This is a genomic window from Streptomyces sp. MUSC 14, assembly GCF_001866675.1.
In the GTDB taxonomy this organism is placed as follows: domain Bacteria; phylum Actinomycetota; class Actinomycetes; order Streptomycetales; family Streptomycetaceae; genus Streptomyces.
Genome location: NZ_MLYN01000107.1, coordinates 1 through 22,241, shown reverse-complemented (window position 1 = coordinate 22,241; position 22,241 = coordinate 1). Strand labels below are relative to the sequence as shown.

Genomic DNA, 22,241 nt, shown 5'->3' with positions numbered 1-22,241 from the left:
CCGTGACTACACCACCCCGCGGGACATGACCTCCAGTCTGCCGCCGAACGCATTTTGAAACCGCCAGTAAGCCACCTGTATCGAGACTAGAACCACCCCAAAGCGGGACACCGTCTCACTCAAAGCTGTCCCGGCACCCGCACCACACGCTCGCTACACAGATCACTGCGACACGCCGCAGTTCGCTGCGACGGGGCACCGGCCCGCTCAGTCGCGCGACGAGGTTCGCTGAGACAGAAGCCCGGACGACTCGGTTCGTTGAGAAGACGACTCGATTGACCGAGACGACAACAAGTCGTCACCGAGGGCCGAACATAGCGCCATCAATGAGAGTTTGTTGTCCGCGGACAACAAACCGAGACGAGGCAGGCGACGGCTCCCGCTGACGGATACCACCGCGGCCAACCTCGGCTTCGCACCACCCTGCCCTGGCTTAACCACCCATGCCGACCCGCACCTGCAGAGGACCCAACACCCCATGTCCAGGTGGCCTTCGATCGTTGCCGTGATAGGCACCCTGGCCGGCGCCCTGACCGCCGGACTTCTTCAGCACTGCGCCGCCGTCTCCGCACGCGCTGAGCAGCGCGCCGACGCCCACCGCCAGGACCAGCTCGGCGCCGTCACTGACTTCGCGGCCGCCCTGGACGCGCACCGCTCTGCGATGTTCCACCGGGAGCGCCTAGCCTTGATCGACGCCGACACCGAGCACCAGTTGGAGGCCCAGGCGAAGTCCCACGACACCCGAACGGCGATCACCGCGCCCCATGTCCGACTCCATGTCCTGGTCCCCGAGTTGGCCGGCCTCGCGCAGCAGGCTGCCGATGCCACGTACGCCCTGCGCAATGCCACTGGCCGTGCCGAGCTGGACGCCCTGCGGCATGCGGCCAAGGAAGCGGCTGCGGCCTTCATCGCTGCGGCCGCCGAGCTGCTGAACCCCAACCACCGCTGACTGCCCCGAAGGCGCCCCCCGGGACGAACCGTGGCCACCAGATTCGACAAGTGCGCCTATGTCTTCCACGGCACCGTCACCGTGGCTTCGATCCGCCTTTGGCTCAAGCCGTGATCACTTGGCCTTCGTGACAGATCTGGGCGTGACGACGTTGTTCCTGACGGTTGGCCTGCCCGGGGCCGGAAAGACCACGAGAGCTCGACAGCTGGCGGAGGAGCACAGCACGCTGCGGCTGACGCCGGATGAGTGGATGCGACCGCTCTCGATCGCGTCGGCCGTCGGGCGGCGGAGCGCCGGACGAGCCGGCGCCTCCTACCAGCGCGGGCTACATCGTGATGGCCGATCCGGAGGGAAACGAGTTCTGCTGGGACTGAACGACGGGGAACTTCACGCCGGTGAGGTCTTCGGAGACGGCCCACAGTCGCTGCTGGACGGCTACCTCGTACGACTCCGGGCTGGAGGTGACCAGCCGGGGGTGGCCCTTGACCTCGTTGCGCCCACCGGGGCCGTAGTACTGGCCGCCGAGCGCGCCGGGGTCGGTGGCGGCGCGCAGGGTGGGCAGAGCGCCCATGGCCGGCGTCCGGATGATCAGCGGCGCGAGCCAGGTGACGGGCAGGCGGAGCGCGGCGGGGGTGTTGCGGATGAGGTCGGTGTTGGACACGCCGGGATGGGCGGCGACCGCGACGGTGGTGCCGTGCGCGGCGAGTCGGCGCTGCAGCTCGTAGGTGAACATCAGGTTGGCCAGCTTGGACTGACCGTAGGCGGCGGCCCGGCTGTAGGACCGCTCCCAGTGCAGGTCGTCGAAGTGGATCGCGGCCTGGATGCAGTGGCCGGTGCTGCTGACCGTCACCACGCGGGAGCCGGGCACCGGCAGCATCAGGTCAAGCAGCAGCCCGGTGAGCGCGAAGTGGCCGAGGTGGTTGGTGCCGAACTGCATCTCGAAGCCGTCGGCGGTGGTCTGCTTCGGGGTGTACATCACGCCGGCGTTGTTGATCAGCAGATCGATCCGGTCGAGCCGGGATCGCAGCGCCGCCGCCGCGGTCCGCACGGAGTCGAGCGAGGTCAGGTCCAGCGCCTGCACGGTCACGTCGCCGGTCATGCGGGCCGCTGCCTGCTCGCCCTTCTCGACGTTGCGCACGGCGAGCACCACGGACGCCCCGTGCTCGGCGAGCGCCTTGGCGGTCTCGTACCCATCCCCGCGCGCGGGGAGCAGGGGCGTCACGACTGGTTGTGGTGACGCAGGAGTCGTTCAGCATCTTCGGCCAAGTAGATGGAGCCAAGCCGCTTCGGATTCCACACGATGATCTGCGTTGTGTGGAAGCCATACCACCCTGGGCCCCCGAACGCCGCCATGAGGCCGAGTTCCTTCCATTGCTCGATGCGCCTCCGGTCATCCTCAGCCACCGAGTAGGGGGCCGACGTAATGACAGTCGGCAATCCGTTCTTGAGCCAGTAGATGGCGTGATCAAGCCAGTGTCCGTCCTCAGAACCGGTGCCGTGCATCCCACACACATCGGGGTCTGCACTGCCGACTGGCGTTACGTAACAGCCACTGTGGGCAGCAGCCACTTTCGCTGCTACGCAAGCCGTGGTCTTCAGCCCAATCGACGATGACCTGTTGTGACACGTGCGCATGCGCAACGGCCTTCTCGTACTGCTCGCCGCTGAGACCACTTCGCCGCTGATCCGGGGCCGCGAGCCCGTAGGGCCACAAGATCTCGCCGTTTTGCCTCTGGAAGATCCTTGATGCCCTAGCCTCAAAGCTGCGGTTCAATGCCGCCTCCTGTGGTCAACTGGCAGGTTGAATGGGACTTTTGAAGAGCATGGGTGGACTACCCAGATCAGGGACCGTCACATGCTTGCCAGCCAGAGGTGTGAGTAGGACCGTCCCCGCGCGTGCGGGGAGCAGCTCATCGGCCCGTGGCAGGCGGAGCACAGCCGGGGACCGTCCCCGCGCGTGCGGGGATGGCCCCTTCCACGTCGACCCCGGCCCCATGCCGCCCGGCGTGCTCCCCGCGCGTGCGTGGATGGCCCCGAGTGGGCGTCGAAGTGCTCGCCGGGGCCCGGGTGCTCCCCGCGCGTGAGGGTATGACCCCGTGATCCCCGGCATCCACGTCGAGCCCTTGCGCCGGGCGTGGATGCCGGGAGTGATGCGGCGTACGAGTCGGGGGATCGGGCGTCGTACTCCCTGCGAGTATGGAGATGCTTTCGCCTTGTTGTCGTCCGTGCCGCCAAGGCTTCAGTGGTCTGGCTTGTCGTTTCCCTGGGGCTGTGTGCTGGGCGTGGCGCCTGGGGGTGGGGGTCCGGGTCGGTACGCGGCGTGGACGCTGGCTACTGCTTTGTGCCAGGCGGCTTCGGCGTCTGGTTCATTGCCCTGTTGTTGGACCGGATGCCGGCTGTGTGGGTGCGGTGTTGTGTTGCCGGTGGTGATCAGGGTGGCCAGTGGCAGGTGTGAGCGTGATCGGCTGGACGCGGCCTTGAGGGCTTGGCGCTGCTGTTCTTCGTCGAGTTCTTGTAGTCCTTTGACCTGTGCGCACAGTTGCTCCCAGGTGATGGTCTTGCCGAGTCGGGCGGTGTGTTCGAGGACGTCCTTTGCGGCGTCCGCCACGAGGTTCAGGTCGGCGGGAGGGTTGGTTGGGGCGCTTTGGCGGTGTGCGTGCTTCATTTTGCGCTTGGCTTTGGGTGCGGGTTCCTGGGTGGTGGCTGGGGGACGTGGGGGTGCGGGGGTTGCTGTTGTGGTTCTGGGTGCTGGCGCGGTCTGGGCGGTGCTGTTTTTCCAGGCTGTGATCTGCTTGCGGGTGCGGCGGCTGATCCAGGGCCCGGCCTGTCGGGCTTTGTCTTCCAGTTGTGTCACGAGGCGCTGTTGTTCGCCGGGAAGGAAGTGGTCGCGGCGGCGGTCGAGGGTGTCCAGGAGGTCGAAGACTGCCTCTGCGGCTGTGAGCTTTGGGTTCTGTGGGTTTTTGACCGGCCGGGGGTTGCGTGGTGACAGTCGGCCGGGCTGCCGGTCGGGGGAGGGTGGTGGTGCGTTGAGTCCGACGCCGCGGTCTTTGCGTAGCAGCAGGTCGGTGGCGCGGCGCAGTAGTGCGTTCTCCTCGGCGCTCGCTCCGTCTTGGGCGGTGGCTTCCGCGTGGGTGAGGCAGTGTCGTAGGGCGGTGGCTGGCCGGTCGTCGTCGACGGCTTGCTGGAGTGCGGTGAATGCCTCTGCGCGGTCGTCTCGGGCGTGTACAGCGGCTACGGGCCGGGGGGCGGATGTGGGTTTGGATGGTGCCGGTCGGGACGTGAGGGCGCCGAGGGGGCGGACGGTGCTGCGCAGGCGTCGCACTTCCTCTGCGGCAGGGGTGGACAGCCCCCACGGTTGAAGGCTGCATTGGTCCAGGCTGAACCACTGGGTGCCGTTGTGGGTCTGGGTGCCGATTAGGACGCGGCGGCCGGTGCTGTCTGTGTCGCAGCGGATTCGCAGCACGTAGCCGTCCATGGCCAGCCGGTACAGATCGTGTGCGATGTGTGGGCTGAGCAGCAGTTGTGTGCCGTCGGGGGCTGGAGGCGGTGCGGCTTGTGTGTCGAGCAGTACCCGCAGGCATCCGAACGTGCTGGGATCGAACAGGATCTCGGTGCCGAGGCGTTCACGGTCTTCGGGGATGGTGGCGCGGGCGGTGATGGACTGGGTGGCCAGCCAGGCGAGGATTTGCTGCTTGATGTAGAGGTGGTCGGCGCTGGCTGCGCCCACCGACGCTCGGCGGCACGGGGGCCGTCCGGGGGTGGCTATGTGGGCGAAGTGGCAGACGCGGTCCTGGTACGGCTTGATGGCCAGGCGGCCTCCGCATCCGCCGAGCCACCGCCCGCACCAGAAGGTGTCTGCCGCGTGTGCGCGGCGGAAGCGGCTCACCTCGTCGGCTGTCATGGGCAGCACGACGGGTAACTCCGACTCTGTATGGCCGATCACTGCCGTCTGCACCAGGCGTTGGTCTCTCGGCACGCCACCTCCCGCGCGGTCGGCTTGCTGGATTCTGCAAGTGTCCTACGTGCAGGGGCTGTTCGAGAGGGGGAACCGTCCATCACGCTATTGCGTTTCACGCAATCTTTTGCGATCGTCGTAAATATGGATCCGATCAGAGACATCGCAGCCATCCACACCCCCCTGCCCACCCCCGGGAGTGTGACCCCCGAGGACTGCTTCCCCGACGCTCTGGAACAAGCGCTCAAGGACCGCGAGGAGTACGCCGAGAGCCTCCAGGACTTGTGTGACGCCCTGAAGGAAGATCCCTTGCTGGTGGCCCTCGGCAACGCCCGAGCCCGTAAAGAAGCAGCCGAGACCGAAATCCGCCAACTCCTCGCCTACGGACGCGAGTTCCATGGCGGCCGCCCCTACAAGCTCGAACCGCTGGCCGAAGCCAGCGGTATGTCCCTCTCCGGTATCCGCACCGCCTACAAGGACACCGAGCTCGAAGCCGTCGCGCTCCAGATCGACCGGAAGCCCGACAGCCGCCGCACCCGGCCTCCAGCGGCGGATGCAGCACGGGGTTGAACGCCCTCGACCTCACCACGACCGCGCCCGGGAATCTGGCCCATCTCCCGTTCCTTGGCGCCCTGCACGAGCCATCGACGCCCAGGTCAGATCGCCGCGCGGGCAGCTGCGAGGACCTGATGCACGGGGCCTCGCGGTAGGCACTTCCGCCGCGCGCTAACGACCTCGCCCACGATTGAGTTCGAGGTGTGTTAGTCCCTGGCGCTTCAGTTGGCGGTGCGGGACGAAGGATGAGTTCGGCGCCCGGGTGGCGGCAGGTGACCCGCCGGGGTCCATCGGATACCAGGTCGGCCGCGTGGTGTTCTGCTGCGCGGCTGCGGTCGGCCATGATGACGCGGCGGTGAAGAGCGATAGGTAGTGAGACGTGCCGGGCAACGTCGGTGTTCCCATTGCTGGGGAACGATGATCGGCGTTTCCGTGGACAGCGTGCTTGCCAATGACACCGCCATCGTTACAGCGAGTTGTCCAGTCTCGGTCATCAGTCGTCGGTCGTGGGACGGACCAGCTCTCGGGCCGCAGACGGATGTTCTGGCGGCGCCGCTTCGGCAGAATGATCTCTTCATTCCATTCGAGGCGAAATAGGTTTACTTGTGTCTCCGCTGCTGTTCAATGACGACGATGTCCGTGCCCGGCTCGATGCCGGGACGGCTGTCCAGGCCGTACGGACGGCAATCCTGGCCCGGTATGAAGGCACTGTGCAGGCTCCGCCGCGTGTGCGTGCCGATCTCGGTGACGGGCATCTGGTCTTCACCGCCGGGCGTCTGCGCGAGCAAGAGCTGTTCGGCTTCCGCATGTACGACACCCTTGTCGGTGCGGAGCAGCTGGTGGCTGTGTGGAATGCTCGGGACGGTCAGTTGTTGACTCTGGTACATGGTGCGGAGCTCGGCGCGCGGCGGACCGGCGCCATTGGTGCTGTCGCCATCGATGCCGCGGCCAGACCCGGCCGTGCCCGTGTGGGCATCGTGGGCGCGGGCACACAGGCGTGGACGCAGCTGTGGGCTATGCGCGCGGTACGAGAAGTCGAGGAGGTCGTGGTCGCGGCTCGCCGTCCCGAACGTGCCGATGCCTTCGCTCGCAAGGCTGCCGATGAGCTGGGAGTCAGGACGCGCGCGACGGGAATGGTCAAGGACGCTGTACGCGATCGGGATGTGGTGATCGTGGCCACGAACAGCGCGGTGCCGGTCCTGGAGGCTGACTGGATCGCCCCGGGAACGCATGTGAACACCCTCGGCCCCAAAACTGTCTCTCGGCACGAAGTGCCCGCTGCCCTAGCCCACCGTGCCTCAGTGGTACTCACCGACTCCCGAACCCAGGCAGCCAGTTACCCAGAACCGCACATCTTTGCCATCGACCCCATGGTTGACCTCGGCGCGGTCCTGGCCGGGGCGGTGCCTGCCCGCACCGACCCCGATCAGATCACGGTCTTCTGCTCTGTCGGTCTGGCCGGTACCGAAGTCGCCCTCGCTGCCGTACTGGGGAGGCAGCCAACTGATCATCCATCCCACAATTGATTGGGATGGCCGTGACACGGAGACGGCTGCGCGGGGAGCGCCTTCACCGAGGTGTGGACGCCGCGGCGGATGAGCTTGTCGGTCAGCAGGCCGAACCACCGCTCGACCTGGTTGATCCAGGAGGAGCCGGTCGGAGTGAAGTGGACATGGAAGCGGGGGTGCTTGCCGAGCCAGGTCTTGATCTCGGGGGTGTAGCGGACGCCTCTTCGACCTGCAGGGCGTCCGCGGCGCCGGCCTTCGCGGGCCGGGGCGGTGTCAGGTGAGGTAGTCGGCGACGAGGGCGGCGAACTCGTCGGGTGTGGCGAGGCGGATGCCGAGGTCTTCGGCCTTGGCGCGCTTGGAGCCGGCGTTGTCGCCGGCGACCACCAGGGTGGTCTTCTTGGAGACGCTGGAGGAGGAGCGGCCGCCGGCCCGTTCGATGAGCTCGTTCATCTGGTTGCGGCTGAGCTGCTCCAGTGGCCCGGTCATCGCGCCGGTGACCACGACCGTCATCCCGGCGAGCGGACCGGCGGCCGGGACAGTGACGGTCCCGTTGTCCGCGACGGCAGATGGGGGAGTGGCGCCCGGCTCGGTCATGTTCACGCCGGCCGCGACGAGTTTGTCGATCAGCGGGGCGAGTTCGGCCAGTTCGGCGACGATGGAGGGCGCCTTCTCGGCGCCGATGCCCTCGACTTCCTGCAGAGCTTCGGCGTCGGCGGCACGGATGTTGTCCATGGTCGCGAAGTGCCGGGCGATCCGCCGGGACATGGAGCGGCCCGTCCCGCGGACGCCGAGTGCGCACAGCACCCGCGACAACGGCTGAGTCTTGGCCTGGGCCAGGGCGGCCAGCAGGTTGTCGCTGCTCGTTTCGCCCATCCGCTCCAGCGCGAGCAGCTGGTCGCGGGTGAGGGCGAACAGGTCGGCGAGATCGGTGACCAGGCCGGCCTCCACGAGTTGCACGACACGAGTGGCGCCCAGGCCTTCGATGTCGAGCTGGTCGCGGCCCGCGGCGTAGGTGAGGGAGGCGACCAGGTGGCAGTTGCGGCCCTGCTCGCAGCGCCAGCGTTCCTCGCTGATGTCGATGCCGGACCCGCAGCGCGGGCACACCTGCGGGAACACGATGGGCTGCTCGGCGCCGGTGCGCAGGTGGGCGACGGGGGCCTCGATGCGTGGGATGACGTCGCCGGCGCGGTGGACCATGACGTGGTCGCCCAGACGCAGATCGCGGCGGGTGATGTCGGCCGGGTTGTGCAGCGTGGCGTAGGCGATGGTGGAGCCGTCGATCTCGACCGGTTCCAGGACGCCGCGCGGGGCGATGATTCCGGTGCGGCCCACGTTCCACTCCACTTCGAGGAGCCGGGTGATCTTCTCGACGGCGGGCATTCGTTGCCCAGTGACTGTTGTTGTAGCCCGTCGTTGAGACCGGTGTGACGGCTACCGGTACAGAGGCTCGGCGATGGCAGGTGCATCGGTATGACTTGGGCCGGGAGTTCGGGGATCTTGATGGGCTGCTCGGCGGGTTTGCGCCGGATCTCGCCTCGCGGGTCTGTGCGGTTGGCGGGTGGAACGGACAGCGATTCCTGATCGGGCCGGACGGCCGGCCCGACCTGCGCGTCAACGCTTGCCTGGGGTCCGCGAAGTGGCGCAACCTCGGTGACCGTACGTACCGCGACTACACGTACTCGGTCGGCGTGTGGCTCAACTACCTGTTGCCCGTGACGGTGAACTGGTGGGAAGCCGTTGAGGACGACGCCGAGGAGTTCCTGTTCTGGCGGGTCACCGATCCCGCGAATGAAGACCGGGTGCAGACGAACTCCTTCGCCCGGGATCTGGCGGCCCTCAAGAAGTTCTACAAGTGGACGCGCAAGGCCTTCGGGACCACCCATCCCTTCGAGGACTTTGACCCTCCGCGGGCCACACGTACGGAGGACGTCAAGTGGCTCGACCCGGGCGGCTATCGCCGGTGGCGAGACCTGGGGGTGCGGGGGCTGGACCTGTCCGGGCGCCCGGACAGGTGGTGGCGGGGTCGCAACGAACAGCGGGACGCGGCCTTCTGCGACGGTCTCTACGGCAACGGGCTGCGGGTCTCGGAGTGGGCGAGCGTGGTGCTGCCCGAGATACCACCCTATGACCGGCGCCGGGCCTACTACACCTGCGAGCTGGCGGACGCCTGCGCCAAGGGCGGGTACGGACATACGTACTGGACACCTCGCTCGGCGTTGAAGGGGCTGATGTCCTACGTCGAGGGCGCCAGGGCGGCGGCGGTGCGGCGGGCTCAGGCAGCAGGCCGCTACACGCGGGTGGAGGGGCTGCGGCTGGTCCTGGCGACGCACGGGACGGAGTCAGTGACGCTGGAGGGCGTCCGCAGCAGGGTCGAGACGAAGCGGTGGAACGAGATTGGCCCGCGCACCCGGTTGCGGCTGTTCCACCGCACCGCGCAAGGCCTGGAGCCGCTTGCGGTCTGGCTCAATGAGGACGGGCTGCCCCGGAATGGGCGGGGCTGGGAGCACACCTTCGACGTCGCGAACGAGCGGATCAAGATGCTAGGGCTGGAGAACTTCTCCTGCACGGCCCACATGCTGCGTCACTCGTGCGCGTTGAAGTGGTACGCGATCGGCAAGCTGGTCTGGGCCGCGCGGCTCGGGCACCTGAGCGAGGACGAGCGGCGGGACTTCCGCGAGCAGTTCGGCAACGTCTGGCACTTGGTCCAGACGATGCTCGGGCATCGCCGGGTGGAGACCACCAAGGAGGTCTACCTGGAGCCGTTTCGCAACCTGGAAGTCGAGATTCTGCTGGCCCATGCCGAGGGCTTCCCCATCGACGCATTCATGGCGGACGTGTTCACCGGCCACCCGCGGGTCCGCACTGATCCGCTGGCGGTGACCCGGTGAGTGGGCGGGGACGGCGGGCATCGCTGCCGGGCAGTGGGTCCAGGACGAGGCACGGGCGGCTGTCGGGGGAGGTGGTGCGGTGCTTCAGCCAGGACGGGGAGGAACACCGCGACTATGACCTGTCGATTCTGAGCATGGCCGCGGGGCTGCGGGAGGCACTGGTGGTTGCCTTCGTCAAGCGCGTTGCCCCTGGGGCGGGGCTGACGTCGTTGCACTCGACGGATCACGCCTATCGGGTGCTGGTGAAATTCGACCGCTACCTGGCGACCCTCCAGTGGCCGCCGAGGGAGGCAGAGCACCTGGCGCCGGAGCACTTCGACGGGTTTCACAACAGCCGCAAGCACACGGGCAGCGGGCCGGACGACCTCAGGGAACTGCGGCTTCTGCTGGACGAGGTGGAGGGACTCACCGATGCGATGGCGGGGCGGATCGGCGCCGCCCTGCCACGGAGGCAGCGAGAGGACGGCTCGAAGGAAAGCTACAGCCGGGCGGAGTTCAAGCGCATCGCGGACGCCGCCCGATCTGATCTGCGGGCGGCAGCAAGGCGGATCCGGGACAGCCGCGAGCTGCTGCGACAGTTTCGGGAGGGAGAGCAGGAGGCTGGAAACGATCGGCAGCTGGCGCTGAGGCTCCAACTGCTGGACTGGGTGGACCGCTTTGCCGACGTTCCCCGCAACGTCCGGGCTTCGGGCATCACTGCTGGCCGTAGTGTTCCGCAGCCCTGGATCACGAAAGAGTTCGGCTCAGTCAAGCAGGTCATGTCCTGGCTTCATCTGACGATTGACGAGGTCGCTGCCGGCGCGGTGCTGCTGGCCGTCATGACCGGCGAAAACCCAGAAGTAATCCACAGAACGCCGTCGGTGCATCACCGTGCGGACGGCCACACCGGGGCACTCGGCACCGCGATCGTCGACTTGCGCAAGCCGCGGCGGGGCCGACGCGCTTACATGAACCTCGCGCTGTCCGATGTCCCGAACTGGATCAGCATCCCGGAGAAACCGGAGGAAGTCTCGGCCCGGGACGAGCTGCACACGCCATTCGGACTCTATGTCCTGCTGCATGAGCTGACCGCCCGCTCGCGGGCCATGGTCGGAGGCAAGCGGCTGCTGGTCGGCTATGCATCGTCCGGCGGGGGCGCTATGGGCAACGCCGGGCGGGGACTGCGGCAGATGAGCAGTGGCCTGCCGGTCACCCGGCTCAGCAGGGCCTGGTTGCTGCCTTCGGACAAGGTGGACGAGGAGAAGGGCGAGCCGGTTCCGCTGGTGGTGCGGCTGGACCTGCTGCGGCTGACCTACATCGAGCTCAACCAGAAGCCGGTTGCGCACACCGAGAAGACCGCGGTGACGCAGTACATGCTCCGCAACCGGGGCAATGTCGCTGAATACCGGCAGGTCGTTGCTCAAACGCTGACCGCCGAGGTCGACAAGGCCCGCACCCGCGGCACGGTCAACGTGATGACCTCGCAGGAGGTGGAGCGGGCCCGCTTGGAGCCGGAGGCGGTCGCCGCCGAGCTGGGGCTGGACCCGGTGACCTTGAAACGCATGATCGCGGGAGAACTAGACACCGTGCTCACGGCCTGCGCCGACAACAAGAACAGCCCGCACGCCCCGCCCGGCCAGCCCTGTCCGGCCTCGTTCATGCTCTGCCTGGGATGCGAGTGCGCCAGAGCCATGCCCCGACACATCCCCGTCCAGGTCCTGGTCCACGACCGGCTGCTGCAGCGGCGGGAGGAGATGGACGCCCTGCGCTGGGCCGAGCGGTTCGCCGGCCCGCACGCCCAACTCGCCGATCTACTCGACCAGCACGACGAGGCAGCTGTCGCCGACGCCCGCCGGGACGCCACAGCAGCTGATCACGCTCTTGCCGACCGTTTCCTGAACCGGGAGCTCGACCTGCGATGACCACTCCCACGCTGCTTGATGTCTGGGGAGAGATCCCGACGGGCACCCAGTGGCCCGGTTCCGACACTCTGGTCCTACTCAACCGTGATATTCGACCGGAGACGGATCTGTCGCGGCTGTCCCGGTTCAGTGATGATCGCTGGGACCTCAACCCGGCGATCTTCGAGGACCACTACCCGTCCACGACCTTGAACTTCGCTCTGATCCCCGCCGAGCTGAGGCTCGCGGCCAAGTTCTACCTCTGGCAGCTGCTGAATCACACCGAATCCCGGAGAGTACGCGGCGCCAGGGGCAAGCGAAGCGCCGTTGTGACGATCGCCCGGGCCTTTTCCAACGGACTGCAGTTCGTACTTCAGTGGCTGGCTTCCCGGCAGGTAACACAATTCTGCCAAGTCACGCAGGAACTGCTGGACGACTACCTCGTCGCTCTGGAAGACGAGGAAGTCCCCCTGGACTACCGCTACCGCCGCCTCACGGAGGTCCGTCGGCTCTGGGCATACCGGGACACCCTCCCACTGGTGATGCGGTTGCCTGATGCACCGCCCTGGGCGGGGGAGGACACTCAGGACCTGCTGCGGGGCACCCGCGTTGACCGCGAGAACCGCACCCGCCGCATCGCCGAGCCCACCATGCAGATGCTCCTGCTCTGGGCAATTCGGTTCGTCGAGGACTTCGCCGAGGACATCCTGGCCGCCCATGCCGAGCGTCTGCAGTTGCACGCAAACACCACCGACGGACGGCGACGGGCCGGCACCAATAGGCAGCCACGGCACCGCTCCGGTGAACTGCGGCCGAAGGTCATCGCTTACCTCAACGACTTGCGTGAACGCGGCGAAGGCCTGCCCGGCATCCGCACGGGCACCGGTAAGCTGGTCATCAGCTGGCGTCACATTGCCGCGGCCTTGAACTGCGCGGAATCGTTCAGACACACCACGACGGCTTGCCTGGTCACCGAGTCAGGCCTTCCGGTCGGCGAGCACGCCTACGTCGGATCGTCGATCTCCGGCCTTCTGGACGGGCAGCCCTGGCGGCCCGACCGCATCCACTACGACGAGGTGCCCCAGCTCACGCGGCTGCTGAGTACAGCCTGCTTCATCATCGTCGCCTACCTGTCGGGAGCGAGAGTCGGAGAGGTGCTCAACCTGCGGCGTGGCTGCGTCACACAGGACACGAACACCGGACTGTGGTTGATGGAAGGGCTCTACTTCAAGGGCGCCGAGGACCAGGACGGCAACAAGATCCCCGAAGGGCAGGTCCGGCACGACCCCTGGGTCGTCATCGAACTCCTTGCCAGCGCGGTGAACGTGCTGGAGCGGCTTCACCCGAGCCCGCTGCTGTTCCCCATCCGGATCGAGCACTACCTCAAGCGCCAGCAGGGCGGGAAGCGTCTGGGCGAGGCCCGGCGGGACAACGAGATCACCAAGGACCTGGGCAGGTTCGTGGCCTGGGTGAACACCGAATGCGACCGGCGCGGCCGCACGGACCGTATTCCCGACGACGGCCGCGACCGCCTCAAGGCCAGCCGATTCCGCAGGACTTTGGCCTGGTTCATCCGCCGTCGGCCCCGGGGGCTCATCGCCGCCTCCATTCAGTATGGCCATGCCCATACTCGAATGCTCCAGGGCTACGCGGGCACCTACGAATCCGGCTTCCCCGATGAATACGCGTTCGAGGACTGGCTCTACCGCCTTGAATGCCTGGCCGACGACGAGCAGGCCCTGACCTCCGGGGAACACGTCAGCGGTCCTGCCGCCGATGCCTATCGCTACCGGGTGAACGCTGCCAGCCGCGAGTTCGCCGGCCGCGTGCTCACCAAGGAGCGTCAGGCCCGCGACCTGCTCAGCAATACGCTGCTGCAGATCTATCACGGGGAGGGCATGACCTGCGTCCTCAACCCGGCCACCGCCGCCTGCCAGCTCCGCGGCAACGCCGACGACCCTCTGGTCACCCCGGACACCGACGACTGTCGTCCGAAATGCCCGAACCTTGCTCGCACCGACCGCGACATCCAGTACGTCAAGCGCAGAGCGACTGAGTTGGCCGAGATCGTCGCCGATCCACTGGCTCCACCGATCCGCCATGAGCGCGAGCGGCGTGAACTCGATCGCCTTAAGACGATCATCGAAGTCCATGAACGAGGAGCCGCAGACCGATGACCGTCTTCTCCATCGACAACGAGACGGATGGCGTCCGCCGGGCGATCCTTGCCGCGATGAACCGGCTCTTCGCTGGGACGCCGCAGCGGTCAAACGGGCGGCTGAACGTGTCCCAGTTGGCCATAGAGGCAGACGTCAAACGCTGGCACCTCACCCACCAGCATCCCGACCTCAAAGATCTCTTCCAGGCCCAGGCGGCCGAGGAAGAGGAGAAGCGAGCCTCGCACGTCCGATCTGCGGACGCCCATGAGGAGTTGAAGAAGAAACACTCCGACCTGCAGGCCCACTGCCGGTTCCTTGAGGAACGGCTTCAGATCTATGCGACCGCTCTCAATCTTCTGTCCCTGGAGCATGCCGCTCTGTCCGGGCGGGACGCGGAGGCAGCCAAGGTCCGTATCCTCCCTCGGCAGCCTAGGCACCTTCCTTGAAGACTGGACGATGGCCGGTCGCACGCCAGGCCCGCCGTCGGCTCCGACGGTTCATTGAGCAGGGGCCGAGCTGGATCTTCAATTTGGTAGCGGCGCACGCAGCGCGGCAGTGATACTTCCGCATGGCCATGTTGTTGGAAGACCTGGTGGGCGAGAGCAGGCGCGTGGGGTGGGCCTCAAGCTCAGGGACCATAGCGCAGGTTCAACGGGAAGCCGCGATGCTCGGATGGAAGGAGGTACCGACCCGGAAGGGAGGTCCTGCCATCTCTACCTTGCGGCCGGTCGACCCAGAGGGAGCAGAACCCAATTCCCTTAGCGCTCGCTACGGCAAGGGGGCCCAGCCCCTGCACACCGATGGTGCCCATCTGCCCGAACCGCCCGATGTCGTCGTCCTTGTCTGCGAGGCCACGAGCACGACGCCGACGCGACTCTGGGACAGAGGCCGACCCAAGCGTTTCATCTCGGTCATTCCCGACTTCTTGCGGCATGGGGTCTTCCTCGTTAATAGCGGAAATGACAGCTTCTTTACTACTGCGTTGGCGGCAGGCCGCATGCGCTATGACCCCGGGTGCATGATGCCCTGCGATGCGCGAGCGCGTCAGGTGGCGCATTTCTTCATCGAAGCGGAGGGCTCAGTGGTTGAGCACGAGTGGAGCCAGCCCGGTCAATTGCTCGTGATCGATAATCGCAAAGCGCTACATGCCCGAGCTTCTGCAGTTCACGACCCTCAGAGGGAATTGCAGCGGCTCAGCTTCCACCTGAATCGAGAGACATCATGAGCAGGCCATTCGATCACGACGCGCTCTGGGTCAAGGCGAAGCTCTTCCTCAATCGCGCCATGGATGACGACTCCAGGTCGTTCGATGAGCAGGCCCTATGGGCCGCCCTCGCCCTCGAGCTGCTGGCCAAGGCTGCCCTCGCACGTGTCTCACCTCTTCTGGTCGCAGAGCCAAATGAGGAGGGTACTAACCTCCTCATCGCAAGCGGTCTCGTGAAGGGTGATGCGCGCAAGTTCACGTCGGTGCGGGCGAAGACGCTGATGGCGCGGTGTCACAAGGCCTTCAAGCCGTTCGACCAGGCAGAAGCCATGAAGATCATCAACGGCCGGAATGAGTACCTTCACAGCAGTGGTGCTGGCTTCATGGCGATCCCGCCCCATGCGTGGTGGCCCAGATATTGGGCACAGGCAGCCATCCTGGTCACGGCACTTGATCGCGATATGGACGAGCTCGTGGGCCCCGACCGCGAGGGCGTGGTCACCAGATACCTTGAGCAAAACGCTAAGAACCTTGAACAGCGCACGGAAGCTCTGATCGAGAGGGCAAAGCAGCGGCGTCAACAGCGACTCGAAGGTACCCTTCCAGAAAGAGTCGCTGCGGAGTGGAAGACCGGACCGCAGCTGGCAGCGCAACTTGACCACAGCCAGGTTGAGATTTGTCCGGCCTGCGGGTCGGACGGACTCCTTGAGGGATGGGAAGTTGTCGACTCTCAGGTTCACTACCCGACCGCAGGTGGCTACGGGGCGGACGAGGAACCCGACTATTCATACTCGGACGACGTGTCCGTGACCTTGAGTATCGGCGCGGAGTACTTCAGCTGTCCTGGGTGCCAGTTGGTGCTGGGCAACTACGAGCTGCTCAGGCAGGCAGGAATCGACACAGAGTTCGAGGTCGAGGGTGACCCCGACGAATACTTCGGGCAGGAACCTGAATACGGGAATGACTGATCGTGAGGGTGGTTGAACCCGCTCTGCTGCAACAGACTTGTTGCCTCTGAAGTTTCCCAACCATCGGCGTTTGACCTGCGTTTATGCCTGGATGATCTTCGCTGCGGCTGAGTTCTACTCGCGGGAGAACGGGCAGCTTGTAGGCGATCGCCCAGCGCGGGGCCCGCGATCCGGATCCGGCGGCCTGCTGGTCGGCGGCGAGATCGGCCTTGATGACGATGCCGTCGATCCCGAACGGCAGCTCGGCCCGCCGGGCTGCGATCTCCTGTACCCGGGCCAGGACGGCCTCGGTGGTCGTGGCGGTGATGCCAGGCACGGCGGTGTGGGCGGTGGTGTTCACGCCGAGTTCGGCGGCCTGCGCCATGAGGTCACTGTGCGCGAGTTCGCCCAGCTGCGCGGCGAGCACGGGTTTTGTGTCGGCGAGGGGCAGCAGGCCGTAGCCGAAGAACGTCATCGGCACGGTGTAGAGGCGGTCCTTGGCTCGCAGGGTGCCCGCCGCGGCGTTGCGCGGGTTGGCGAACGGCTGCCCGCCGTGTGCGGTGCGCACAGCGTTGGCATGCTCGAACTGGGCGGTGGTCATCAGCACTTCGCCGCGTACCTCCACCGTGACCGGCTCGGCCAGTTCGTCCGGGAGGCCCTCTATGGTGCCGATCGCGTGGGACACGTCCTCGCCGGCGATCCCGTCGCCCCGGGTGATCAGCCGGGTCAGCCGGCCCTGGGTGTAGCGAGCAGCGACGGCCAGCCCGTCGAGCTTCGGCTCGACGCTGAAGCGTTCCGCCTCATGACCGATCCGGCGGGCCAAGGAGGCCGACCAGGCGGCGAACTGCTCCGGCGAGAACACGTTGTCCAGGCTCAGCATCGCCACCGTGTGAGGCACATCGCCCTCGGCCGCTCCGCCGGCGACCTTCCCTGTCGGTGAGTCGGGCCGTATCAGGTCGGGATGATCGGCTTCCCAGGCGGCGATGCCCCCCACGAGCCGGTCGTAGGCGTCGTCATCCAGGGGCGAGGTACCGCCCGCGTAGTAGGCAGCCGCGGCCTTCACGGCATCCTCGACCGCCTGCGCATAGGCGGCGGCATCCACAATCTGCACCACGGGTGTCGTCATGACCGCCATCCTGCCTGCCACCACTGACAACGCCCTCGCCCGCGCCTCCCGGCGAGGACTCGGTCGGCTGCGAGAAGATCTTCACCGGCCGGGCTGGCCCACCAGCACGGGTCGGTCGTGATCACGGCTTGGGGAAGCAGACGACGTTGTCGGGGAGCCGAGCATACGCTGCCAGCCAGTGTGTCCACCGGCCCAGGACTGACCTTCTCATCCGCCGCCTCAGTGACGGTGATCGCCGGCTGGCCAAACACTCATTGTCTGCGCGGTGTTGAGCGGCACGCAGCCTCCGGCACGGCCTGGTCACCTGCGGACCAGAGCGTGCGCCGGTCCGGTCTTCTCCCCTGGTGGGCTGTTTACAGGGGTTTGGTGTCGGAGTCCTCCGGTGCTGTCGGGTAGGAAGGGGGGACTGCGTCGCGCGGCTTGAACCAGTCCGTGGTCTCCAGAAAGGTCTCGGGGCTTGTGGTGGTCGGCGGTGCTGGCCGGGATCCGGGGATGTTGATCCGGATCCTGATGGCCAGCGGGGTCGGTGGCTCGGTCTTTGCTCGTTCGGTGGCTGGTTCCGGCGCGTCTGGTCGTTCATGTGGTGACGGGTACTGGGGGTAGCACAGCGAGTGTGGGGCGGTGCCCGGTTTTGTGGGGGGTGCTGGGGTGATGGCGGGAGTTCCGCTGGTCGTTTCCGTCGCCGGGGGGATCAGCAAGTCCGTTGGCGCTGGGGGCTGATCGCTGATGGTGAGCAGGGTGGCGGGGGTGAGTGGCGGGATGGGGTCCTGGTCTTGGGGGCGAGGCCAGGTGCGTGGTCCGTGACGGCGTGGCAGGGGGGTTCGTTCGGTGGGGCGCGGTGGCCGTAGGGACAGGGTTGGGGTGTCTGGCTGGGGGCTCTGGCCGGAGGGGCTGGTGGTGGGTGGTCTGCAGTTCTCGCAGAGGGCGCGGCTCCAGCCTGTGGTGTCGTTGTAGCCGAAGGAAGGCCGTCCGCACCGGGGACAGGCCAGGGCTCCCGAGCGCTGGGCCTGGTCTACGAGGAGTTCTCGTGTCATGCGGGCGGTGTTGTGTGCTTCTGCGTCGTCGTTGTCGGGGATGTGGACCATGAGTCTGAGGCCGGGTTCTCGCCGCGCGGAGGATTCGAGATCGCTCATCAGCAGTTGAAGGTCGCGGGGGGTGACGCGGTTGTGGGTGGTGAGCCGGTCGTCGAGGCCTTCTCGTACCTGTGTGCGGAAGCGGTGGCGGGTGCTGCGGCGGTCGCGGTCGGCGCGGTCCCATACCTTTCCCCATTCTGCCAGGTCGGAGCGTCGGGCTCCGAGGGCCTCGGCGAAGGCGAGGACGAACTGCCGACTGGGGGTCGAGCGGCCTTTGAGGACCCGGCCGACGGTGCTGTGGGGGAGGAGCCCCACCCCGCCCAGACGGGCGTCCAGGCTGCGTAATGGCGGGCTGCCGCCTTCTTGGTAGAGGTCGACGATGGCAGAGTGAAGGTCGGCGAAGTCCTTGGCGATGCTGATGTGTACGCCGCTGTGGTTCCCGCTGAGGACCCCCTGGGCACGGGCTTCGTCGCGGCGGGCCGTTTTCCAGAGTTTTTCGGCGTCCTTCTCCGGCAGGTCGCAGGCGTCGGCGTAGGCGAGGACGACGCTCAGGTTTTTGGGAACGTTGCGTCCGGAGGCGGCGCGGGACAGGGTGTCGGCGCTGAATTCAGTGCGGGCGGCCAGTTGTTCGTAGGTGAGGCCAGCAGCCTCGCGGCCGGCACGGAGCCAGGCCGCGAGGGCGTGCAGGGACTTGCCGCACTGGCCGATCGGGTTCTCTCGGCGGCTCATGCGAACGGTCAAGCCCTCGTAGGTTCCGGCTCGGCAGGACGGCTGGCGCGCAGTTGGAGGAGTGCTTTGACGCCCGCGGCGCATGCCCGGGCGATGAGTACGCACACGCTCAGGACGGGAAGGCCGGCCGCGGCCAGGGAGGCGGCGACGATGACGACGACGATCAGCACGACGGCTTCCGAGGCGGTCACATGGCGCCACGGAGTGCCGGACGTTCCGCAAGGCAACAGGTTCAACGTTCTCTCTCTCCAATTCGGGGCGTTTGGGCTGTTCTGCGGGCAAACATGGTGCTGTGCAAGGCGGTTGCCGCCGCCTTCGTGAGAAGTGATGTTGCAGCATCGGCTGCTCCAGGGCTAACCCTTGGCAGGTTCAATCCGCAGCTGTGTCCCTTTGTCGGTCTCGACCGCCCAGGAGCCGCGTCCGCGCATTTCACCTGGTCGAGCCCAGGACGCCGCTCTGATATCCGCAGATGCGTCCCACCTTTGTCACACACCGGTTCCGGCCCTGGATCGGTTTCCGCATCTGTGTCCCGGGAAGGTGCGTCACTTCCGGCCATAGCCGAATCCATATCCTCCCAGCTCGCAGCCGGTGTGACGTGGGGCTTATCCGCAATCACGTCTCCGTATTGACCATGCGGTGCGGCATGCCCGATCTTTGGTCATGCCGCCGCCGCGGCCTGGTCCGCCGGCGGACGTTCTCCGATGTACTGCGGGCAATTCAGTAATCGAGAGACACAGCGGAGACGCGTTGCCGCGTGCCTTCGCCCGGTCCTGGCGTTGCCCGTCAACGCCAGGACCACCACCTCAGGGGAAGATGTCCGCTCGCACGTCGTACAGGTGCGGGGCGACCCCGAGTCCGGCCGACATCTCCAGGACAGCCAGCCGGGGCGAGATCATCCGCAGCGGCATCACGGGCAGCGGTGCCGCGGAGACCCCGCAGGCATGCCGCCACGGTCGTGAGAGGCACAGCGTGGCGTCTCGATTCCGTCGTGTCGCCTGGGCGGGGGTCGGGTACGGCTTTGGCATCGGCCGTCGCGGGAGGGGAATCACGGGGTGGGGAAGGCAAGTCGGGGCAAGCGGGAGCGGTTCCGGGACCAGGCCGGGCAGTGGACGGCGTCCGGCGCGGCCCGGACGGCGCAGCGGATGCGGCGGGTCTCGTTGACCCGTCTGTCCGGCAATTCGTGGGTGCAGATGATGCTCGCCGAAAACGTCAACAACGTCCTCGGTGAGCTGCACGGGGTGCTGCTGAACAGCAACTTCACGGACGTGGTCAAGACTGAGGGCCTGGAGTGGCAGGCAGCCATGTCGATGGTGCTGGGCAAGCAGGGGCTCCGGCCGCCGTGGCCGCGATCACCGGGCGAGGCAGCGGCGTGGCAGATGCTGGGTCACGGTGAGATGGTCTCGCTGTGGCTGCCCCCGGAGCCGCTGACGTAGGTCGCGGTTCGGGCCGGTCAAGCAATACAGCGCGCCGGTGTGCCTGGTCTCCAAACGGTCCAGGCACACCGGCGCACTTCCACGCATGTCGGCGGAAACTTGAGCGATACAGAAAGTCGCTACATACCTGAGGAGTTGCCGGCCTTATTCTTGCGGTGATGCCGTACGGTCAGCGTGATGGATCCAGCCAGTGCCGCGATCCACACGAGGATTTCGATGCCGCCGAAGCCTGACCCGAGCACCAGCAGAATGAGCACGAAAAAGGCGATGACGGCGATCAATGACCCTGTGAGCGACTTCATATTTCTCTCCCTTAAACGCCGCTTCCACCGATGGCGGTCTTACCGCTTCCGTAAACCTTGACCTGAGCCCAGGGATGCAAAGTGGCGTAACAGCCGTACTTGAAGACGCACAGCTCCGCTTCGCGCTTCATTGATGACGTGCCGGAATTTGCAGGTGTACGCGACTTGGTGTCGAGGAGTCGCTTGGGGTTGACTTTGACTGCGGCCACAGGGTCTTCGTCTGTGAAGTCGTCGTAGCGCTGGCCCCACTTCAGGACTTTCGAACCGTTGTACTGGAACTCGGCGTACGTATGATACTTGAAGATGATGGCCCCGGTGTAACTGCGGTGTGTGTGCGTGATGTGGGTCATCTTCCACTTGTTGCTGGCCTTGGCAGCGACAAGGCCAGCGGCGTCCTGCGGGAGCGCCGCGATGTCGAGTTCCGCAGTGTCGGAATCCGTCTCCTCGGGCGTCTCCACTACCTGGGCGGGGTCACTGGGTTCCGCCCCCTTCGGCGGCATCACCTTGGCGAGTTCCGCCGGCGATAGAGGCTGGCCGTTGGCGCCTGTTATCCCTCGACTGCCTGCACCCGTGGAGCCGCTGGTTCCTATGACCGCGGAGTCAATGGACACGTCATCGGGACGGGTCACGTCCGGAACAACTGCGGCCAGTTCCGGAATGGACTTTATGAGCTTTACGTCCGCCTGCGTCCACGTGCCGTCGCTGTGCCGCTTGAGAGCCGCGCGAATTTCAGAATCGGCGGGTGTTGCGGCATTCGCTATAGGCGCTGAAGTGAAAGTTAGAGCCGCCGCGGCAACAGTGGATCCGACAGCTGCGAAGCTCTTTGAATAGCGCTTACTGAAAAACAAAAATATCCCCGAATGTCTGGTCTTACGAAGGGGGGAGTTTGCCATCGGCCTGGATTGGTCGGTCCAGAACGCGAGAACGCGGGCAAACCCTCCCGCGCCCCCCTTGGTCAGAAATTTACACAAGATCTACAGCGATGTCGATCTCGGCGGAAGACTCCGGAGAAAACGACCCTGCACGCCCAAATATCCAAAATCTTATTAATCGGACATTCGCGATAGAACGGATTTGAGCGGCTTCGATGTCGTCACGGTCCTCATGGTGCGGCGTTCCCCGCTGAGACCGCACCCCGGACCCCGAAGGAGCGGGCGCGTTCAGCACCCGGACTGGTTCACGAGGCGCTGGAGCACGGTCGGCACGGATACCGGTGAGTAGATTGCCTCCACGGCAAGGGACCCTGACTCCGGAGTTAGGGTCCCTTGCCGTGGAGAACGCTGTTCCCGAGTGTTCGGCTGTGTGGCGGAACGGTGGACAAGCACCGAGGCCGGGCGGCGGCGACAGTAGCTCGGCTGCTGGACTGCGGACTGCCAGGCGCTGAGCGGGTACTGAAACGGCTGGAGGACGCCGATCTGGTGCGGCGCCCCGACTCGAGGCTGCGTCCGGGCTGCGCCGCCGGACGCGGCTCATAGTGCTGGCCGTCGCGGCCGCGCACCTTAAGACGCCATCTCATTTGGCCTGTTGGATAGT

General features: G+C 66.4%; 17 protein-coding genes and 5 pseudogenes. 12 read left to right on the top strand and 10 right to left on the bottom strand.

All coding sequences use genetic code 11. The features are described from left to right. Positions 1-478: 478 nt before the first annotated feature. The 3 genes and pseudogenes from BIV25_RS45060 to BIV25_RS48815 all read left to right on the top strand — a co-directional run. The gene (locus tag BIV25_RS45060; RefSeq protein ID WP_071378408.1) at positions 479-949 is read left to right on the top strand and encodes a hypothetical protein; all 471 of its coding nucleotides are present in this window, start codon (positions 479-481) and stop codon (positions 947-949) included. A gap of 24 nt (positions 950-973) precedes the next feature. Continuing rightward, positions 974-1,063: pseudogene (locus tag BIV25_RS53940) on the top strand (IS5/IS1182 family transposase); the annotation flags it as partial. A 28-nt stretch (positions 1,064-1,091) separates the two neighbouring features. Next, positions 1,092-1,238: pseudogene (locus BIV25_RS48815) on the top strand (AAA family ATPase); the annotation flags it as partial. 36 nt (positions 1,239-1,274) lie between these two features. Here the strand turns inward: BIV25_RS48815 and BIV25_RS45055 are convergent. The 3 genes from BIV25_RS45055 to BIV25_RS50105 all read right to left on the bottom strand — a co-directional run bounded on the left by BIV25_RS45055 (position 1,275) and on the right by BIV25_RS50105 (position 4,904). Next, positions 1,275-2,171, bottom strand: coding sequence for an SDR family NAD(P)-dependent oxidoreductase (locus BIV25_RS45055; protein ID WP_071378407.1), 897 nt, complete (start codon positions 2,169-2,171; stop codon positions 1,275-1,277). Continuing rightward, a complete protein-coding gene (locus BIV25_RS45050) occupies positions 2,168-2,452 on the bottom strand; it encodes a hypothetical protein (RefSeq protein WP_071378406.1) in 285 nt (94 codons plus the stop codon). The genes BIV25_RS45055 and BIV25_RS45050 overlap by 4 nt, the downstream gene beginning before the upstream one ends. Before the next feature lie 736 nt (positions 2,453-3,188). Continuing rightward, positions 3,189-4,904 (bottom strand): competence protein CoiA family protein, encoded by a 1,716-nt coding sequence (locus tag BIV25_RS50105; RefSeq protein ID WP_143076829.1) that lies wholly within the window; start codon positions 4,902-4,904, stop codon positions 3,189-3,191. Positions 4,905-5,048: 144 nt separating this feature from the next. Between BIV25_RS50105 and BIV25_RS45045 the strand changes: the two genes are divergently transcribed. Then, positions 5,049-5,474: a hypothetical protein gene (locus tag BIV25_RS45045; protein WP_071378405.1), complete on the top strand. Its 426-nt coding sequence runs from the start codon at positions 5,049-5,051 to the stop codon at positions 5,472-5,474. Positions 5,475-6,064: 590 nt separating this feature from the next. Continuing rightward, positions 6,065-6,985 (top strand): ornithine cyclodeaminase family protein, encoded by a 921-nt coding sequence (locus BIV25_RS48810; protein WP_079177306.1) that lies wholly within the window; start codon positions 6,065-6,067, stop codon positions 6,983-6,985. Between the two features lie 29 nt (positions 6,986-7,014). Here the strand turns inward: BIV25_RS48810 and BIV25_RS50100 are convergent. Beyond that, a pseudogene (locus BIV25_RS50100) lies at positions 7,015-7,158 on the bottom strand (IS630 family transposase); the annotation flags it as partial. A gap of 82 nt (positions 7,159-7,240) precedes the next feature. Next, positions 7,241-8,347 (bottom strand): annotated as a pseudogene (locus BIV25_RS45035) (helix-hairpin-helix domain-containing protein); the annotation flags it as partial. Positions 8,348-8,442: 95 nt separating this feature from the next. On the opposite strand from BIV25_RS45035, the gene BIV25_RS45030 reads away from it, so the two are divergent. The 6 genes from BIV25_RS45030 (at position 8,443) to BIV25_RS48800 (ending at position 16,066) form a co-directional block, all read left to right on the top strand. Beyond that, on the top strand, positions 8,443-9,855 hold the full coding sequence (locus BIV25_RS45030) for a site-specific integrase (protein WP_218158534.1): 1,413 nt from the start codon (positions 8,443-8,445) through the stop codon (positions 9,853-9,855). Between the two features lie 74 nt (positions 9,856-9,929). Further along, on the top strand, positions 9,930-11,756 hold the full coding sequence (locus BIV25_RS45025) for a hypothetical protein (RefSeq protein ID WP_071378409.1): 1,827 nt from the start codon (positions 9,930-9,932) through the stop codon (positions 11,754-11,756). Further along, positions 11,753-13,912, top strand: coding sequence for a hypothetical protein (locus tag BIV25_RS53935; RefSeq protein WP_071378402.1), 2,160 nt, complete (start codon positions 11,753-11,755; stop codon positions 13,910-13,912). Before BIV25_RS45025 ends, BIV25_RS53935 begins: the two co-directional genes overlap by 4 nt. Further along, positions 13,909-14,340 (top strand): hypothetical protein, encoded by a 432-nt coding sequence (locus BIV25_RS45015; RefSeq protein ID WP_071378401.1) that lies wholly within the window; start codon positions 13,909-13,911, stop codon positions 14,338-14,340. The genes BIV25_RS53935 and BIV25_RS45015 overlap by 4 nt, the downstream gene beginning before the upstream one ends. Positions 14,341-14,462: 122 nt before the next feature. After that, entirely contained in the window at positions 14,463-15,119 is a 657-nt protein-coding gene (locus BIV25_RS48805; protein WP_079177304.1) for a TauD/TfdA family dioxygenase, read from the top strand. Then, complete coding sequence (locus tag BIV25_RS48800; RefSeq protein WP_079177303.1) at positions 15,116-16,066, top strand: hypothetical protein; 951 nt, start codon at positions 15,116-15,118, stop codon at positions 16,064-16,066. Before BIV25_RS48805 ends, BIV25_RS48800 begins: the two co-directional genes overlap by 4 nt. A 126-nt stretch (positions 16,067-16,192) precedes the next feature. Here the strand turns inward: BIV25_RS48800 and BIV25_RS45010 are convergent. The 3 genes and pseudogenes from BIV25_RS45010 to BIV25_RS51885 form a co-directional block, all read right to left on the bottom strand. Then, positions 16,193-17,171: pseudogene (locus tag BIV25_RS45010) on the bottom strand (NAD-dependent DNA ligase LigA); the annotation flags it as partial. A 353-nt stretch (positions 17,172-17,524) separates the two neighbouring features. Beyond that, a complete protein-coding gene (locus BIV25_RS51890) occupies positions 17,525-18,973 on the bottom strand; it encodes a helix-turn-helix transcriptional regulator (protein WP_177235655.1) in 1,449 nt (482 codons plus the stop codon). Between the two features lie 8 nt (positions 18,974-18,981). Beyond that, complete coding sequence (locus BIV25_RS51885) at positions 18,982-19,164, bottom strand: hypothetical protein (RefSeq protein WP_071378399.1); 183 nt, start codon at positions 19,162-19,164, stop codon at positions 18,982-18,984. 861 nt (positions 19,165-20,025) lie between these two features. On the opposite strand from BIV25_RS51885, the gene BIV25_RS44995 reads away from it, so the two are divergent. Beyond that, the gene (locus BIV25_RS44995; RefSeq protein ID WP_071378398.1) at positions 20,026-20,406 is read left to right on the top strand and encodes a hypothetical protein; all 381 of its coding nucleotides are present in this window, start codon (positions 20,026-20,028) and stop codon (positions 20,404-20,406) included. 119 nt (positions 20,407-20,525) lie between these two features. Here BIV25_RS44995 and BIV25_RS44990 read toward each other — a convergent pair whose 3' ends face one another. Beyond that, positions 20,526-20,708 carry a hypothetical protein gene (locus tag BIV25_RS44990; protein WP_071378397.1) on the bottom strand — a complete coding sequence of 61 codons (183 nt, stop codon included), beginning with the start codon at positions 20,706-20,708 and terminating at the stop codon, positions 20,526-20,528. Positions 20,709-20,719: 11 nt separating this feature from the next. Next, on the bottom strand, positions 20,720-21,601 hold the full coding sequence (locus BIV25_RS50670; RefSeq protein ID WP_143076827.1) for a hypothetical protein: 882 nt from the start codon (positions 21,599-21,601) through the stop codon (positions 20,720-20,722). Positions 21,602-22,241: the final 640 nt, after the last annotated feature.